Source organism: Dyella sp., from assembly GCF_035508675.1.
Classification (GTDB): Bacteria; Pseudomonadota; Gammaproteobacteria; order Xanthomonadales; family Rhodanobacteraceae; genus Dyella_B.
This window is the reverse complement of the sequence record NZ_DATJMN010000181.1, coordinates 1-14,824: the sequence shown is the minus strand read 5'-3', so window position 1 is coordinate 14,824 and position 14,824 is coordinate 1. Positions and strand designations below refer to the sequence as shown.

Annotated in this window: 14 protein-coding genes; 6 read left to right on the top strand and 8 right to left on the bottom strand. The window is 63.5% G+C overall.

Annotated elements, in window-relative coordinates:
• From VMA74_RS09845 to VMA74_RS09830, 4 genes are all read right to left on the bottom strand, one after another.
• Positions 1–1,055: SLC13 family permease (locus VMA74_RS09845; protein ID WP_325366538.1), on the bottom strand; the 1,055-nt coding region annotated here is incomplete at its 3' end.
• Positions 1,055–1,684 (bottom strand): glutathione S-transferase family protein, encoded by a 630-nt coding sequence (locus VMA74_RS09840; protein ID WP_325366536.1) that lies wholly within the window; start codon positions 1,682–1,684, stop codon positions 1,055–1,057. The genes VMA74_RS09845 and VMA74_RS09840, both read right to left, overlap by 1 nt.
• 87 nt (positions 1,685–1,771) lie before the next feature.
• Complete coding sequence (locus VMA74_RS09835; RefSeq protein ID WP_325366534.1) at positions 1,772–4,258, bottom strand: ABC transporter permease; 2,487 nt, start codon at positions 4,256–4,258, stop codon at positions 1,772–1,774.
• Positions 4,255–4,965 (bottom strand): ABC transporter ATP-binding protein, encoded by a 711-nt coding sequence (locus VMA74_RS09830; protein ID WP_325366527.1) that lies wholly within the window; start codon positions 4,963–4,965, stop codon positions 4,255–4,257. Before VMA74_RS09830 ends, VMA74_RS09835 begins: the two co-directional genes overlap by 4 nt.
• On the opposite strand from VMA74_RS09830, the gene VMA74_RS09825 reads away from it, so the two are divergent.
• The 3 genes from VMA74_RS09825 to VMA74_RS09815 all read left to right on the top strand — a co-directional run bounded on the left by VMA74_RS09825 (position 4,964) and on the right by VMA74_RS09815 (position 7,427).
• The gene (locus VMA74_RS09825; RefSeq protein ID WP_325366525.1) at positions 4,964–5,590 is read left to right on the top strand and encodes an arylesterase; all 627 of its coding nucleotides are present in this window, start codon (positions 4,964–4,966) and stop codon (positions 5,588–5,590) included. The two genes, VMA74_RS09830 and VMA74_RS09825, sit on opposite strands and share 2 nt — an antisense overlap.
• 106 nt (positions 5,591–5,696) lie before the next feature.
• A complete protein-coding gene (locus VMA74_RS09820) occupies positions 5,697–6,428 on the top strand; it encodes a response regulator transcription factor (protein ID WP_115493699.1) in 732 nt (243 codons plus the stop codon).
• Between the two features lie 15 nt (positions 6,429–6,443).
• Positions 6,444–7,427 (top strand): HAMP domain-containing sensor histidine kinase, encoded by a 984-nt coding sequence (locus VMA74_RS09815; RefSeq protein WP_325366522.1) that lies wholly within the window; start codon positions 6,444–6,446, stop codon positions 7,425–7,427.
• Positions 7,428–7,542: 115 nt separating this feature from the next.
• Here the strand turns inward: VMA74_RS09815 and VMA74_RS09810 are convergent, their stop codons facing one another.
• A complete protein-coding gene (locus VMA74_RS09810; RefSeq protein ID WP_325366520.1) occupies positions 7,543–8,898 on the bottom strand; it encodes a 3-oxoacid CoA-transferase subunit B in 1,356 nt (451 codons plus the stop codon).
• A gap of 217 nt (positions 8,899–9,115) precedes the next feature.
• Between VMA74_RS09810 and VMA74_RS09805 the strand changes: the two genes are divergently transcribed.
• Positions 9,116–10,123, top strand: coding sequence for an isoaspartyl peptidase/L-asparaginase (locus tag VMA74_RS09805; protein WP_325366518.1), 1,008 nt, complete (start codon positions 9,116–9,118; stop codon positions 10,121–10,123).
• Positions 10,124–10,154: 31 nt separating this feature from the next.
• Here VMA74_RS09805 and VMA74_RS09800 read toward each other — a convergent pair whose 3' ends face one another.
• The 3 genes from VMA74_RS09800 to VMA74_RS09790 form a co-directional block, all read right to left on the bottom strand.
• Complete coding sequence (locus tag VMA74_RS09800) at positions 10,155–10,742, bottom strand: response regulator transcription factor (protein ID WP_325366516.1); 588 nt, start codon at positions 10,740–10,742, stop codon at positions 10,155–10,157.
• Between the two features lie 103 nt (positions 10,743–10,845).
• Positions 10,846–12,126 (bottom strand): ATP-binding protein, encoded by a 1,281-nt coding sequence (locus tag VMA74_RS09795; RefSeq protein ID WP_325366515.1) that lies wholly within the window; start codon positions 12,124–12,126, stop codon positions 10,846–10,848.
• Between the two features lie 51 nt (positions 12,127–12,177).
• Positions 12,178–13,728 carry an oligopeptide:H+ symporter gene (locus tag VMA74_RS09790; protein ID WP_325366512.1) on the bottom strand — a complete coding sequence of 517 codons (1,551 nt, stop codon included), beginning with the start codon at positions 13,726–13,728 and terminating at the stop codon, positions 12,178–12,180.
• Between the two features lie 254 nt (positions 13,729–13,982).
• On the opposite strand from VMA74_RS09790, the gene VMA74_RS09785 reads away from it, so the two are divergent.
• Complete coding sequence (locus VMA74_RS09785; RefSeq protein ID WP_325366510.1) at positions 13,983–14,357, top strand: diacylglycerol kinase; 375 nt, start codon at positions 13,983–13,985, stop codon at positions 14,355–14,357.
• A gap of 104 nt (positions 14,358–14,461) precedes the next feature.
• On the top strand, positions 14,462–14,824 hold a 363-nt coding region (locus VMA74_RS09780; protein WP_325366508.1), incomplete at its 3' end, for a LemA family protein.

The window sequence follows — 14,824 nt, the reverse complement described above, 5'->3', positions numbered from 1 at the left end:
AACAGCCGCATCGCATGCGGCTGTTTTGCCAGGCGCAAGGCGATCAGATTGGCCAGCGAACCGATCACCACGCCGAAGCCGCCCACGTTCACGGCAATCGCCAACGCTGCCGCATCCTTTACGCGATCGAGCAGCAAGACGGTCGCCGGCACGTTGCTGATCAGCTGCGAGCTGACGATGCCACTGAGATACACCGCCAGCGGCTGCTTGAAATCGATGTGGCCCAGCGCATGATCCACCGCGGGCAGGGCGGCGAAATGGCCCAGCCCAAGGAAGATCATCGCGAAGGTCGCCATCAGCAGCCAATCGATGCACTTGAGCGTGCGCCGGGAAAACAGCGCAAACGGAATCACCAGCAACAAGGCCCCTAGTGGCGCTTGTCCGTTTTGCATCATCACTACCATCACGATGAGCGCGATCGTGGACAGCACGGCCAGCCTTGCCGACACCGGACGGCCATCGAGCTTGTCGCGCTGAAGCGTTATGCGTTCTTTGGGCAACCAGAACCAGGTCACCAGCGCCACCATTGCGAACATCACCGCGGCAGTGGGCAGCAGATGGCCGACGAATTGAAAAAACGACCATTGCGCATGCTGCCAGATCAGCAGGTTTTGCGGATTGCCGATCGGGCTGAGGGTCGAGCCGGCATTGACCGCCAGCGCCTCCAGCACCGCCATGCGCAGGATCGGCAGATTGGACATGCCGCCGATGGCGAGCGTCAGCGGCACCACCAGGAACAGGCTGACGTCGTTGGTGAGCACCATCGAAAGCACCGCCGTCATGCCCGCCAGCAACAGTCCCACGCCGCGCAGCGAGTGCATGCGCGCCACCAGCATGCCGGCGGCGCGTTGCACCAGGCCGCTGTCGCGAATGCCCTGGATGGCGATCATCAACCCCAGCAAGCCGCACAGCGTGGGCCATTGCAGCCAGCCGTGATAGCGCGACCACGGTTGCGGATCCACGCAGGCCAGCACCACGGTGAGCAAGCCGAACAGCAGCAGCAGGCATTCGTGCTTGAGGCGGTTGAGCCAGTGCCGTGTTCGTGAGGTCTGCATCACCACTCCGTCAAGTCTTCCAGCGCGTACAACTTCTTCCAGCTCGGCCGCGCACGCACCAGGTCGGCCACGCGCTTCAACGCCGGCCATTCGGTGGCCGGCCGCGGCATGTTGCGCGACCATCGCATCAGCATGGTGAGCATGAGGTCCACGCCGGAACACTCGCTGCCGAGCAGGTAAGGCCCATGCGCAGCAAGATGCGCTTCCAGGCGATCCCAGATGCCTTCGATCTTGTGCTGAATGGCCGCGCGGATGTCCGGCGGCGAGGTCTGGTGTCCCAGTTCTTGCGGATAAAACCAGAACCGGTAGGTGGACATCAGCGCATTGCTGAGAAACACCGTCCACTGCATCCACGCTTCGCGTTCGGGTGTTCCCAATGGCGGAATCAGCTTGGCCTCGGGGTGACGCTCGGCCAGGATGATCAACAGTGCTCCCGATTCGTATACCGGCCGGCCATCGATCAGCAGCGTCGGCACTTTCGCGCCCGGGTTGAGCTTCAGGTATTCGGCGCTGTGTTGCTCGTCCTTGTCGAAGTCCACCAGCTTGAGCTGATACTCGGCACCGATTTCCAGCAGCGCCAGATGCACGACCATGCTGGCGGTACCGGGGGAGTAGTAAAGGGTGTACATGCGCGCGGTCCTTGTCGGGAAAGGAAGCACGCATCGTACCGCACGCCTTTGCCACGACATCGCCTTGCGTGTGCCGTGTCCATGCTGCTACGACTCCGCCCGCAACAGGCGCATCGGCGGCGTATGCGTCACTTTGCGCGTGCCGGCCAGGCCAAGCAGCATCACCACGATGGCGGCGGCGAGCGCGGCAAATGCCAGCGGCAGTGGCTGCGGCATGAAATCCTTGATGTGGAATACGCTGCGCCCCAACCACCAGCCGCCGACCATGGCACCCAGCGCCGCCGTGATGCCGGCGATCAAGCCGAGCAGCGCGAATTCGCAGGCGGCGGCAATACGCAATAAGCCGCGCCGCGCGCCCAGCGTGCGCAGTAGGGCGGCTTCATGGCGGCGTTCCTGTCCGCTGGTCGCCAGTGCGGCGGCAAGCACCAGGGCGCCTGCCAACAGGCTGAAGCCGAGCACCCAGCGCACCGCACCGGTCACGCGCTGCACGATCTCACGCACCCGGTCGAGCAGCGCATCCACATCGACCAGGCTAAGGTTCGGATAGTCACGCGACAGTGTCGCCAAGGCTTCGGCATGGCCGCGCGGCAGATAGAAACTGGCCAGCCAGGTGTGCGGCAGCGCGCTCGCATGCGCGGGGTCCAGCAGCAGGAAGAAGTTCACCCGGAACGAGGTCCAGTCCACGTGGCGGAAGCTGGTGATGGTCGCATCGACCTGGCCTTCGCCCACGTCGAAGCGCATGGTATCGCCCAGCTTCAGTGCATACATGTCGCGCCACATGGTATCCACCGACACCTCGGCCTGCGCCGGATGCGGATCGAACCAGTGGCCGGCGATCACGCTGTTGGCGGGCGGCAGATCGTTGGACCATGACAGGCGCAGCTGGCGATCGCTCCATTCCTTCGCACGCGGGTCCTTGAACGTCAGCGTATCGATCGGATGCCCGTTGATGGCGATGAGCTTGCCGACCGCCAGCGGCATCATGTTGAGCTGGTTGGCGCTGATGCGCGTGAGTGCCTGGTTGAAATCGCTGCGTTGATCGTCCTGCAGATTGAGCGCGAACCAGTTCGGCGTATCGCCGGGCAATTCCTTGCGCCAGCCATCCAGCAGGGACGGCGCGACGATGGCCAGCAGCAGCAAGGCGGTAAGGCCCATGCTCAAGGCCGTGGCCTGCACGATGCTCAGGCCACGCCGGCGCGCCAGCGCCGCCAGGCCTAGCCGTAGGGCAGGGTGGCCGCCCGGTGTGATGCGGCGCGCCATCCACAGCAACATGGCGGCAAGCAAGGCGGCGACCGCGGCGACACCGAGCAGGCTCGCCGCGAGAATGCCGGCGAGCTTGGCCGAGCCACTGAGATTCCAGATCAGCGCCAACGCGACCACGGCAGGAATCAGGTACAGCCCATCGAAGCGGCGGATGCGTCGCGCCATGCTGGCGCGAAACACGGCGACCGGCGGTATGTCGGCCAGCCGCACCAGGGGCGGCAAGGCGAACCCCACCAGCACGGCGATGCCCATGCCGGCCGCCGCGAAGGCGGGCAACAGAGGCAATACCGTCGGCACGCCCGAGAACAGCTGGCTGGCGAACATCCACGCGCCCTGTGCCAGCAGCAGAGCCAGCCCTACACCGAGCAACGCCGCCGGCAACGCCAGGCCGCCGATCGTGCCAATCAGCAGGGTAAACACGCGTGCGCGCGAGGTGCCGAGCGCGCGCAGTAGCGACACCTCGCTGGTCTTGCGGCGCGCGTAACGCTGCGCAGCGAGGGCAATGGCGACACCCGAAAGCAAGGCCGACAACAACGCCGTCAGGCGCAGAAAGGCGCCCGCGCGATCGAAGGCGCTGCGCATGCGTTCCTGTGTCTGCTCCGGCGTGATCAGTTCACCGCCTTGCGGCAGCGTGGTCGATTGCGCCCATGTGCGCCAGCTTCGTACCGCGGCCGGCTCGCCGGCCAGCAGCAGGTTATGGCGAGCGCGGCTGCCGACGCCGAGCAAGCCCGCTTGTTCGGCATCGTCGATGTTCATCAGCGCGCGCGGTGCCATCGCGACCAGTTCGCCGCCATCCGGCTGCTGGATCAGTTCGCCTGCAATGCGCAGGTCGCGTCCGCCAAGCTGCACGCTGTCGCCGACGTGGCGATGCAGGCCCACCAGCGCGCGATGGTCGAGATAAACCGTTCCCGGCGCTGGCCCGTGGCTGATTTGCTGTTTTCCGCGCGCGTCCGCGATCAGCAAGCTGCCGCGCAACGGATACGCGGTGTCGGTGGCGAGCACGTCCAGTAACTGGCTCTGCTGCTGCGCAAATGCAACGCTGGGAAAGCCCGCTGTGCGGGTGACGGATAAACCGCGCTGCCGTCCGGCGACCGCGAATTTGCCCGGAATGCTTTGCGGTGCCGAGACGCCCACGTCGCCGCCGATCAGTTCGGCTGCGCTGGCAAGTACGCCGCGCTCCATGCGCGTGCTGAGCGTCGCCACCACGCCGAGCGCCACCACGGCAAGCACCAGGGATGCAGCCAAGGTGCGCAGCTCCGGCAGATGCCATTCGCGGCGCAGGCTGCGCAAGGCCAGCAGCAGGATTCTCATGCAGCTTGCGCTCCCATGGGTTGCAGTCGGCCTTCCTGCAATTCCGCGTGCCGCATGCAGCGTTCGGCCAACTGCATGTCGTGCGTGACCAGTATCAGCGTGGTGTGATGATCGCGGTTCAGCGCAAACAGCAGATCGCAGACATGCCTGCCGGTGCGCCGATCGAGATTGCCGGTAGGTTCATCGGCGAACAGCACGCGCGGACCGTGCACAAACGCGCGCGCAATGGCGACGCGTTGTTGTTCACCGCCGGAAAGCTGTGCCGGATAGTGCTTGCGACGCGTGCCGAGTTCCACGGCATCCAACGCAGCATGTGCCCGTTCGCGCGCATCGGCGTGGCCTTCCAGCTCCAGCGGCAGCATCACGTTCTGCTCGGCGGTGAGCGCGGGCAACAGATGGAAAGACTGGAATACGAAACCGACCAGGCGCCGGCGCAAATCCGCGCGCGCTTCCTCATCGAGCCGTTCGAGCGCATGGCCGTCGAGGTGAATGCTGCCGCTGGTGGGCGTATCCAGCCCGGCGAGCAGGCCAAGCAGAGTGGTTTTGCCGGAACCGGACGCGCCGACGATGGCGAAGCTCTCGCCCGCGCCCACCTGCATGGCCACGTTGCTGAGGATGTCCAGCCTTCCCTCGGGACCGTTCACCGACTTGCTAACATCGCGAACTTCCAGCACTAGCCTTTCATCCACCGGACGAGAACCACTCATGCGTCGTTTCCTATGTTTGTTGCTGCTGCTTGTTTGCGGTATCGGTGCGGTGCAGGCGGCGTCCACCCAGGCCGCGCCCGCGAAGAACGTGCTGGTGCTCGGAGACTCCTTGTCCGCCGCGCACAACATTCCCGTAGAAGCAGGTTGGGTGCATCTGCTGGAAGTACGTCTCAAGGAGATGGAGCCGGGCTGGGCGGTCATCAATGCCAGTATCAGCGGCGAAACCTCGGTAAGCGGGCGCAACCGGTTGCCGGCGCTGCTGGCGCAGTACCGCCCGCGCGTGGTGGTGATCGAGCTGGGTGCCAACGATGGCTTGCGCGGCCTGCCATTGGCCGACCTGCGCAGCAATCTGGCGGCGATGATCGATGCGGCTCAGCACGCGGGCGCCAAGGTACTGCTGCTTGGCATCGAAATGCCGATCAACTACGGGCCGCAATACCGCAACGGCCTGCGTGCCGTGTATGCCGAGCTTGCCCGCGACAAGCACGCCGCCCTGTTGCCTTTCCTGCTGCAGGGCGTGGCGCTGGATCCAGCGCTGATGCAGGAAGACGGCCTGCATCCGACCGCCGCCGGCGAGCCGAAGGTGCTCGATAACGTGTGGCCGAAACTCAAACCTCTGTTGTAAAGCGGGCGCTCACCACGCTTTCGTCCGCTCAAATTCACGTTGCGCTTACCACCCTGGAGGTTAGCCTTCACAAATGTGAAGACTCCCCACGAGACGAGAGGCGAACATGAGTTCACGTGACGAGCATGCTGGGCTGATCCTGCTGGTGGAAGACAACCGTCAGATCGCGGAAATGGTCGGCGAATTTCTCGAACGCCGGGGCTACTCCGTTGATTTTGCTCAAGATGGTGTGAGTGGCCTGCATCTGGCGGTATCCAACAGCTACGACGTCGTCGTGCTGGACCTGATGCTGCCGGGCATCGATGGCCTGGACGTCTGCCGCAAGTTGCGCGGGGACGCCAAGAAATCCACGCCGGTGCTGATGCTGACGGCGCGCGACACGCTGGAAGACAAGCTGGTGGGCCTGGAAGCCGGCGCCGACGATTACCTGGTGAAACCCTTCGAGGTGCGGGAGCTGGAGGCACGCCTGCGCGCGCTGATCCGCCGCGACCGCCGCCAGGTGTCCAGCGAGGTCCTGACGGTGGGCGACATGACCCTGGATACGGCCACGTTGCGGCTGACCCGCGCCGGGCAGGAACTGACGGTCTCCCCCATCGGCCTGAAGCTGTTGGCGATCCTGATGCGCGAATCGCCGCGCGTGGTCAGCCGGCGGGATATCGAGCGGGAAATCTGGGGCGACACGCTCCCCGATTCCGATACCTTGCGCTCGCATCTTTACAACCTGCGCCGGGTGATCGACAAACCGTTCGACCGGCCTTTGCTGCATACCATCCATTCGGCCGGCTACCGCCTAGCCGATCTGGAAGCGGAGACCACTCCTGCCAGCCACATCGCGTAAACGCCCGCAGCCTACATGACCACCACGGACGCCCAAGTGCCGCGCGCAGAACGCGTGCGTGGCAGTGTTCAGCGCCATTTGCTGCTGATTTTCAGCATGCAATTGGTAGCGGTGGTGGTGGTGTGCCTGATGGGTTACTACAACGTAGCGCCGGTTTTCGCGGTAGTGCTGTTGATCGTGATCGTCAGTGCGCTCACCTGGCTGGCCACCGAACGCACATGGCGACAGGTCGCTGCGCTGGCGCGGTGGGTAGGCAACTGGAAGGAGGGCCAGGCCGACCTGGACCCTTTGCAATCCGACCGCATGGTGCGGAGCGACAGCGACATCGCCACCCTGGCGCGCGGCTTCCATAACTTTGCCAGCCGCATTGCCGGCTACAACGAGCGCGAACGCAACTTTACGCGCGATGCCAGTCACGAACTGCGCAGCCCGCTCACCGTGATCAAGATGTCCACCGACATGCTGTCGGACGAGGCGGGTTTGAGCGAATTCGGCAAGCGCTCCGTGCAGCGTATCCGCCGCGCCACGCGCGAAATGGAATCGTTGGTGGAAGCCTTGTTGATCCTGGCGCGCGAAGCCGACAATGGCCAGGGCGAGCAGGATTTCGTGGTGAACGACGTGCTGCGCGACGAGCTCGCCAACGCGCGCGAGATGCTGCACGGCCATCCGATCGAACTGCTGCTGGAGGAACCGTCGGCCTTCGCGCTGCATGGTTCGCCGCGCGTGTTTGCCGTGCTGTGCTGGCAATTGATTCGCCATGCCAGCCAGTACACGGGACAGGGCGTGGTGCAGGTGACGGTGCTGCCAGGCTTGGTGAGCGTCAGCGCTGCTGCCGGTAGCGAGCAAGACGCCTCGGCACCTGGCCAGCGCGGTTTCGAATACGCCATCGCGCAACGGATCAGCGAACGCTTCGGCTGGCCGCTGAGCCTGCACGTGCAGGGCGGCAATCGCTATGTGGCGGAGATACGGTTTCCGAAGCCGATGCCCGTTTCAGCCTAGATGCGAATTCGGATAGCTTGAGCTGAGGGTGAGACCGAACCCCAGCATCTGATGTATTTGCAGCATGGCGATGTTGGGGTTCGCGTTCGCTCACCCCAACCTACGGTCGCCTATATCAACGCAGCGAGGCATGCACCTCGAACGGACAGCCCGTCTTCGCCTTGACGTCATCCACCGTCACGCCCGGTTGCAGTTCGATCAGCGTCAGCCCCTTGCCCTTTGCCACGTCGAACACGCACAGGTCGGTGATGATCAGGTCGACCACCTGCTTGCCGGTCAGTGGCAGGTCGCATTGGGTCTTGATCTTCGGTGATCCGTCTTTCGCGGTGTGCTCCATCAGCACCACGACGCGCTTTACGCCGCTGACCAGGTCCATCGCCCCGCCGGGGCCTTTCACCATCTTGCCCGGCACCATCCAGTTGGCGAGATCGCCGGTGCAGGAGACTTCCAGGCCGCCGAGGATCGACAGGTCGATATGCCCGCCGCGGATCATCGCGAACGATTCGGCGCTGGAGAAATAGCTGGAGCCGGGCAGGGCGGTGATCGTCTGCTTGCCGGCATTGATCAGGTCCGGATCGACGTGCGCATCGTCCGGGAACGGCCCGATGCCGAGCAGGCCGTTTTCCGACTGCAGCGTGACGTCCATGCCTGCCGGAATGAAGTTCGCCACCAGCGTGGGAATGCCAATGCCGAGATTCACGTAGAAACCATCGCGCAGTTCCTTCGCAGCGCGCTGCGCCATCGCCATGCGGATCGGGCTTTCCTTGCCGGTATTGGCGCCGGCGACGGTGCGGAATTCGATGCGCTTTTCGTATTTCTCGCCCTGGATGATGCGGTCGACGTAGATGCCCGGTACGTGGACCTGGTCTGGATCCAGTTCGCCGACTTCCACCAGCTCTTCCACTTCGGCCACGCACACCTTGCCGCAGGTGGCGATCATCGGATTGAAGTTGCGCGCCGTCTTGCGGAACAGCAGATTGCCGAGCCGGTCGCCCTTCCACGCCTTCACGATCGAAACGTCGGCGTGGATCGCTTCTTCCAGCACGTATTCCTTCTCGCCGAAGCGCTTGGTTTCCTTGCCCTCGGCCAGCTTGGTGCCGAACGCCGTGCGCGTATAGAAGCCCGGAATGCCCGCGCCCCCCGCGCGCAGCTTTTCAGCCAGCGTACCTTGCGGCACCAGGTGCAATTCCAGTTCGCCGGCCAGCACCTGGCGCTCGAATTCCTTGTTCTCGCCTACGTAGGACGCGTACACGCGTTTCACCTGGCGTGTCTTCAGCAGCGGACCCATGCCGAAATCGTCCACGCCGGCGTTGTTGCCGACGATGGTCAAATCCTTGGTGCCGGCAGCGAGCAGTGCGCCGATCAGGTTCTCGGGGATGCCGCACAGGCCAAAGCCGCCTGCCGCGATGGTCATGCCGTCGAACAGCAGACCGTCCAGAGCCTTTGTCGCGTTTGCGTAAACCTTTTCCATGAGGGAGCCTTTCTTGCGGGGGACATTAACTATCTAGGATACGACGGATTAGCGACAGGGCATGCTGTACAAAGGTCGAACGATGCGACTGCCAGTGTCATCGATGTGCCATACGGCTGAGCATCCCCTGACGGCTAGCTCAACCTGTGCTCGCGAGAGGTCTCATGTGAAGCCGTTTTGTCTGTACGTCGCCCTCACTGCCCTGGGGATCGCCACCATGACGCATGCCACCACACCCGTACTGGTGATCCACGGCGGTGCCGGCGTGATCAGGCGCGACATGAATCCTGCCAAGGAGAAAGCCGTGCGCGCCGCGATGACCAAGGCCCTGCAAGACGGCTACGCCCAGCTCAAGGCCGGCAAACCGGCGATAGACGCGGTAACGGCCGCCATCACCGTGCTGGAGGATGATCCCAACTTCAACGCCGGCCGGGGCTCGGTGTTCACGCACGACGGCAAGAACGAGATGGACGCCGCCGTGATGGAAGGCGAGCGCCTGCGCGCGGGCGCGGTAGCCGGTGTGCAGCGGGTGAAGAATCCGATTCTTTTGGCACGGGCCGTGATGGAGCATTCGCCGCACGTCATGCTGATCGGCGATGGTGCGGAAGCATTCGCGAAAGAACAGGGCATCACCCTGGTCGACCCCGCTTACTTCCGTACCGAGGAACGCTGGCAGCAACTGCAGAAGGCGCTGAACGAAGACAGCGAGAAAAAGCCGCACGACGATCCGGATGCCGGCAGGCACTTTGGCACCGTCGGCGCGGTCGCCCTCGACAGCACCGGACACCTGGCTGCCGGTACCTCCACCGGCGGCATGACCGACAAGCGCTGGGGGCGCGTCGGTGATTCGGCGATCATCGGCGCCGGCACTTATGCGAATGCAAAATGCGCTGTATCGGGCACCGGCTGGGGCGAGTTCTACATCCGCACCGTCGCCGCGCACGAGATCTGCATGAAGGTGTTGATGCTCGATGAGCCGGTACAGCGCGCCGCCGCGGAAGTGATCAACCAGGAGATCCCGTCGATGGGCGGCAATGGCGGCGCGATCGCACTCGATGCAGACGGCAATATCGCGATGCCGTTCAATACCGATGGCATGTTTCGCGGCTGGATCGGCGCGGACGGTGTGCCGCATGTGGCGATCTATGACGATGAGCCGGATCCGTCCAATCACCTCTCGGTGCCGGCGACGCCATCTTCGGCGAATGGATCGTCAGGGCAGTAGATCAGGTTGACCGACCTGCACGCCGATGCGATCAAGCGTTCGGGTTCGGCCGCTCGCGCACCGGATGCTTGCTCAGCTTGCGCTGTAGCGTACGTCGATGCATGCCCAAGCGCCGCGCAGTTTCGGAAATGTTGCCGTCGCATTCGGTGAGCACGCGCTGGATGTGCTCCCATTCCAGGCGACGCAAGGCGAGGGGCGCTTCGGGGGCGTCGATCACTTCATCCTCGCTGTGCTGCGGCGTATCGCCTTCGAGCAGGGCGCGGACGACGGCGTCGGCATCGACCGGCTTGGCGAGGTAATCATGCGCGCCACGCTTGATCGCTTCGACGGCCGTGGCGATGGAGGCGTAACCGGTCAGCAGCAGGATGCGTACGTCGGGGACCAGTTCGCGCAGCTCCGGGATCAGGCGCAGGCCGTTTTCTTCGCCGAGCTTCAGATCCAGCACGCAATGGCGGGGTTGATGGCGTTGCGAGAGCGTGCGTGCTTCGTCGGCGTTGCCAGCGGTGATCACTTCGAAGCCGCGTGAGGTCAGGGCTCGGGTGAGTACGCGCACAAACGTGGCGTCGTCGTCCACGATCAGCAAGGGACGCGCGCCGCCGGTGGGAGTGGGGTGATTCATCTGCTGCTTCTGCTTGAATTTACCCGGCTATTTTGCCGGATAAGCTGGCCTGTGTGTGCGTTTGCATCGCTCGCGGGCGATGTGGGTGCATGGCAAACCCGCGTCATGCGCCCTCGGCGATGGTGGACAAGGGCAATCGCAGGCACATCTCCGCGCCGTTTTCCGTGTTGCTGGCGATCAATTCGCCTGACAGCCTTTCGGCGGTGGCTTCGGCCAGCGCCAGGCCAATGCCGAGGCCGCTTTGCTTGCCGCTTTCGCCAAGCGTAGCGCGGGCGCCGGCAGGGGCAAAGCCCGGGCCGCGGTCACTGACGATCCAGTCAAGCCACTCACCTACGCGGCGCACCTCAAGCGTTACATGGCTTGATTGGCGCAAGGCCGAAGCATCGACGGCATTATTGAGCAGATTGAGCAAGGCATGGCGCAGGCCTGGTGGCGTGCGCAACACGAGCTGGTCGAGTTGCTGGGCGACGCGCAGTTCCAGTTCCGCCTCGGGACGCAATAGCTGGAAGCGTTTGAGGCAGCCATGGAGGAAAGCCGGCAGCGCGACCCGTTCGGGTTCTTGCGACAGCTGCGTTTTGCCGAAGGCGACCATCTCCCGAAGGATGGTGCGGCAGCGCTCCACCTGGCCTTCCAGCAAGATCAGATCCTCGTCCAGGCTGGCATCCGCGGCATGCTCGCGCCGCAGCTCCGGCAGCAGCGTGCGCATGGTGGACAGCGGTGTGTTGAGTTCATGCGCTGCGCCGGCCGCCTGCGTGGCGATGGCCATGATGCCTTCGTCACGCAGCGCGCGTTCGCGTACGCGCTGCACTTCCTGTTGCTGTTGGCGTACCGCTGTGGCCAAACGGTTGATGAAGAAGCCAAGCAGCACGGTGGTGATGCCGAAGTTCACGCCCATGCCGGCGACGTGCAGCGAAAAGCCATGGTCGTTGGCGGTCAGCTCGTTCATCGGCAGCGGTACGAACCAGAGCAGCAGCACGAAGTACGCCGCGCCCGCGATCGCGGCCACGGCAAGAATGGCGCGTACCGACAAGGCTGCCGCACTGAGCGCGATCGGCACTAGCAGCAAGGTGACGAATGGGTTCCTGGCGCCGCCGGTGAAATAGAGCAGATAGCTCAACACCAGTGTGTCCGCGACGATATGGCATACCGTTTCCCATTCGCGCACCGGCCATGGTTGGCTGAGCCTCCATGCGGCAAACACCGCGAACACGGCGAGCATGTCGATGCCAAGCAGCAGCGAAAGCGTGGGGATGTCGATGTGCATCCACCACGAGCACACCATCACCGCCATGCTCTGTCCGCCGATGGCACACAGGCGCAGCCAGGCGAGGGTACGGGTAAGCGCGAACGCCCCGAAGGGCTGATGGAGGGAGTGTTGCGGCATGGCCGCAGCCTAGCAGCCCCTTCTCCCGATCGGGGAGGGGCTGGGCCGGCATTACGGTACTTCGAATTCCTCGCCATGCGCCGCGGTCAGCGGCTGGTACGCGGTGGCTGCATCGGCGTGGGTGGCCGAGAGCTTGTTCATCAGCGGCAAGATGAGCACGGCGACGACGGTGCAGCCGATGCCCACGAAACCGAGGATGTTGAACAGATGCGTGTAGATGCTCAGCGACTGCAGCGGATCGGTGATGTTGTCCGGGATATGCGCGATGTTCGCGACCACGCTGCCCAGGTATTGCGAGATGCCCACGGCGACGTAGTACGCACCCATCATGAAGCCGCCCATGCGTTCCGGCACGTAGCGCGCGATCATCGCCAGCCCCAGGCCGCTGACCAGCAGCTCGCCGAGCGAGTAAAGGCCATAGCCCCAGATCATCACCCACGACGACACCTGTCCGTTCACGGCCCAGTTCGCGCCGAAGCCGTACATGAAAAAGCCCAGCGCCACGGCCGCGAAACCCCAGGCGAATTTCACCGCCACGGAGGGATCCTTGCCGAGCTTGCCGAGCGAGTTGTAGATGAAGACCAACACCGGGCTCAGCAGGACGATCCAGATCGCGTTCAAGTTCTGATACTGCTCGGGAATCCAGTTGAACAGGTGAAAGCCGAAGATATCGAACGACAGGTCGACGTTGCGCTGCGCGAACAGATTCAACGACGTGGCCATTTGTGCGTAGAAGATGAAAAAGAAAATCGTCTGCACCGTCAGCACCAGCGCCGCCGTGAGGCCCGCGCGCTCGCTTGGCTGGCTGCTACGGATCAGGTGCGCGAAGATCCCGAGGATCACGATGCCCGCACCATATACGCACAACCTGGCGATGGTTTCGCTTTGCAGGATGAAAGCGGAGACGAACACGATGGCCAGCGCGCCCAGCAATACCGCGGCAAGGCGCTTGAAGTCCACCGGGCGCTGGTCGCTTGGCGAGCCGACGTGCGACAAGGTGCGACTCATCAGCGAGTAATTGATCAGGCCAAGGACCAGGCCGATGGAGCAGACGCCGAAGGCCGTGTGCCAGCCGAGATCATCGCCGTACAGGTCGCCGATGTAGTTGCGAATCCATGGCGTTGCCGTCATCGAGATCATCGAGCCGATGTTCACCGCCATGTAGTAGATGGTGAAGGCGCTATCGATGCGTGTTTCGTCGCCTTCGTAGATCTTGCGCACCAGGTTGCCGGCGTTGGGTTTGAAGAAACCATTGCCGACCACGATCACGCCCAGGGAGAGATAGGTGATCGACGCGTTGTCCGAGGGTATCCAGAGCATGCCGTAGCCGAGCGCGAGGATGGTCGCGCCCATCAGCATGGTTCGCCGGGTGCCCAATAGCTTGTCGCCGACCCAGCCGCCGATCGCCGGCGTGGCGTAGATCAATGCCGCTGCCGCGCCCCAGACCAGATTGGCCTTGATATCGATGAAGCCCAGCTTCTTCATCATGAAGGTGACCATCAGCACCTGCATGCCGTAGAAGCCGAAGCGCTCCCACATCTCGATAAGGAAAACCGTGGTGAACGATCGGGTTTGTGAAACAGGTCGGGTCAGAGTGGTCATGCGATGATTCCGAATTACGTGTACTACGAGGCCTAAATCGACCTGTTTTTAGCACCTTAGGGCAGGCACATCCGGCGAAGGGTAGCGCAAATGCCATTAGCTAAAAGTTGCATTGCGGCAAAGCAGAGTCCTGCGGCTGGCAGGTGCGCCGGCCGGCTTGTGGCATGATGGCGCGCCTGTTTCAGCCCTTTCCGGAGCGTTGCCCGCCATGCAGAAAGCCGCCGTAATTCCCTTATGGGCAAGCTTTTTTTACCATGCCGGGTAACGGGTTTCGCGGCGATCCGCGCCAGCTGTGGCGCGCCTTCCGGTGGTCGATGAACGGCCTGCGGGCCGGTTGGCGGCACGAGGCCTCGTTTAGGCTGGAAGCGATGCTTACTGTCATCCTTGTTCCAGTGGGCTTGTGGGTTGGGAATGGGGCGCTGGAGAAGATCGCCCTGGTGCTTCCGGTCTTCCTGGTGTTGTCGGTGGAACTGCTCAACTCCGCGATCGAGGCGGTGGTGGACAAGGTCAGTCCCGAGTTTCACGAGCTGGCCGGCCGGGCCAAGGACATGGGGTCGGCGGCCGTGTTTGTGCTGCTGGTGCTGGTGGTGTTGTGCTGGGGTTTGATTCTGGGGCCGCGCTGGTTTTGACGCGTACCCTCCGCTGTCGTTCCACCTGATACGTGCGAAGCAAGCCATTGCGTCCCTACAAACCTGATGCTGCAATGATTGCCTACCGGATAAGGAGCATTCCCATGAAAAGCCTACGCATTCTCGCGCTGCTGCTATTGGCCGCCATGCTGACCGGCTGCGGCTACAACGCCATCCAGAAGCAGGACGAGGTGGTGAAGGCACAATGGTCCGAAGTGCTCAACCAGTATCAGCGCCGCGCGGATCTGGTGCCGAACCTGGTCAATACCGTGAAGGGTTACGCCGCGCACGAGGACAAGATTTTTACTGAGGTGGCCCAGGCCCGTTCGCGCGTGGGCAGCATCCAGATAACCCCCGAACTGGCGAACGATCCTGCGGCGCTGGCCAAATTCCAGGCCGCGCAAGGCCAGCTTACCGGCGCACTATCGCGGCTGATGGCCGTGAGCGAGAACTATCCGGACCTGAAA

Coding starts and splice junctions, on each gene's coding strand:
- VMA74_RS09805 (WP_325366518.1), top strand. CDS start 9,116: ATGACGCATGCCACCACACCCGTACTGGTGATCCACGGCGGTGCCGGC.
- VMA74_RS09825 (WP_325366525.1), top strand. CDS start 4,964: ATGCGTCGTTTCCTATGTTTGTTGCTGCTGCTTGTTTGCGGTATCGGT.
- VMA74_RS09810 (WP_325366520.1), bottom strand. CDS start 8,898: ATGGAAAAGGTTTACGCAAACGCGACAAAGGCTCTGGACGGTCTGCTG.
- VMA74_RS09840 (WP_325366536.1), bottom strand. CDS start 1,684: ATGTACACCCTTTACTACTCCCCCGGTACCGCCAGCATGGTCGTGCAT.
- VMA74_RS09785 (WP_325366510.1), top strand. CDS start 13,983: ATGCCGGGTAACGGGTTTCGCGGCGATCCGCGCCAGCTGTGGCGCGCC.
- VMA74_RS09830 (WP_325366527.1), bottom strand. CDS start 4,965: ATGAGTGGTTCTCGTCCGGTGGATGAAAGGCTAGTGCTGGAAGTTCGC.
- VMA74_RS09790 (WP_325366512.1), bottom strand. CDS start 13,728: ATGACCACTCTGACCCGACCTGTTTCACAAACCCGATCGTTCACCACG.
- VMA74_RS09800 (WP_325366516.1), bottom strand. CDS start 10,742: ATGAATCACCCCACTCCCACCGGCGGCGCGCGTCCCTTGCTGATCGTG.
- VMA74_RS09820 (WP_115493699.1), top strand. CDS start 5,697: ATGAGTTCACGTGACGAGCATGCTGGGCTGATCCTGCTGGTGGAAGAC.
- VMA74_RS09835 (WP_325366534.1), bottom strand. CDS start 4,258: ATGAGAATCCTGCTGCTGGCCTTGCGCAGCCTGCGCCGCGAATGGCAT.
- VMA74_RS09795 (WP_325366515.1), bottom strand. CDS start 12,126: ATGCCGCAACACTCCCTCCATCAGCCCTTCGGGGCGTTCGCGCTTACC.
- VMA74_RS09815 (WP_325366522.1), top strand. CDS start 6,444: ATGACCACCACGGACGCCCAAGTGCCGCGCGCAGAACGCGTGCGTGGC.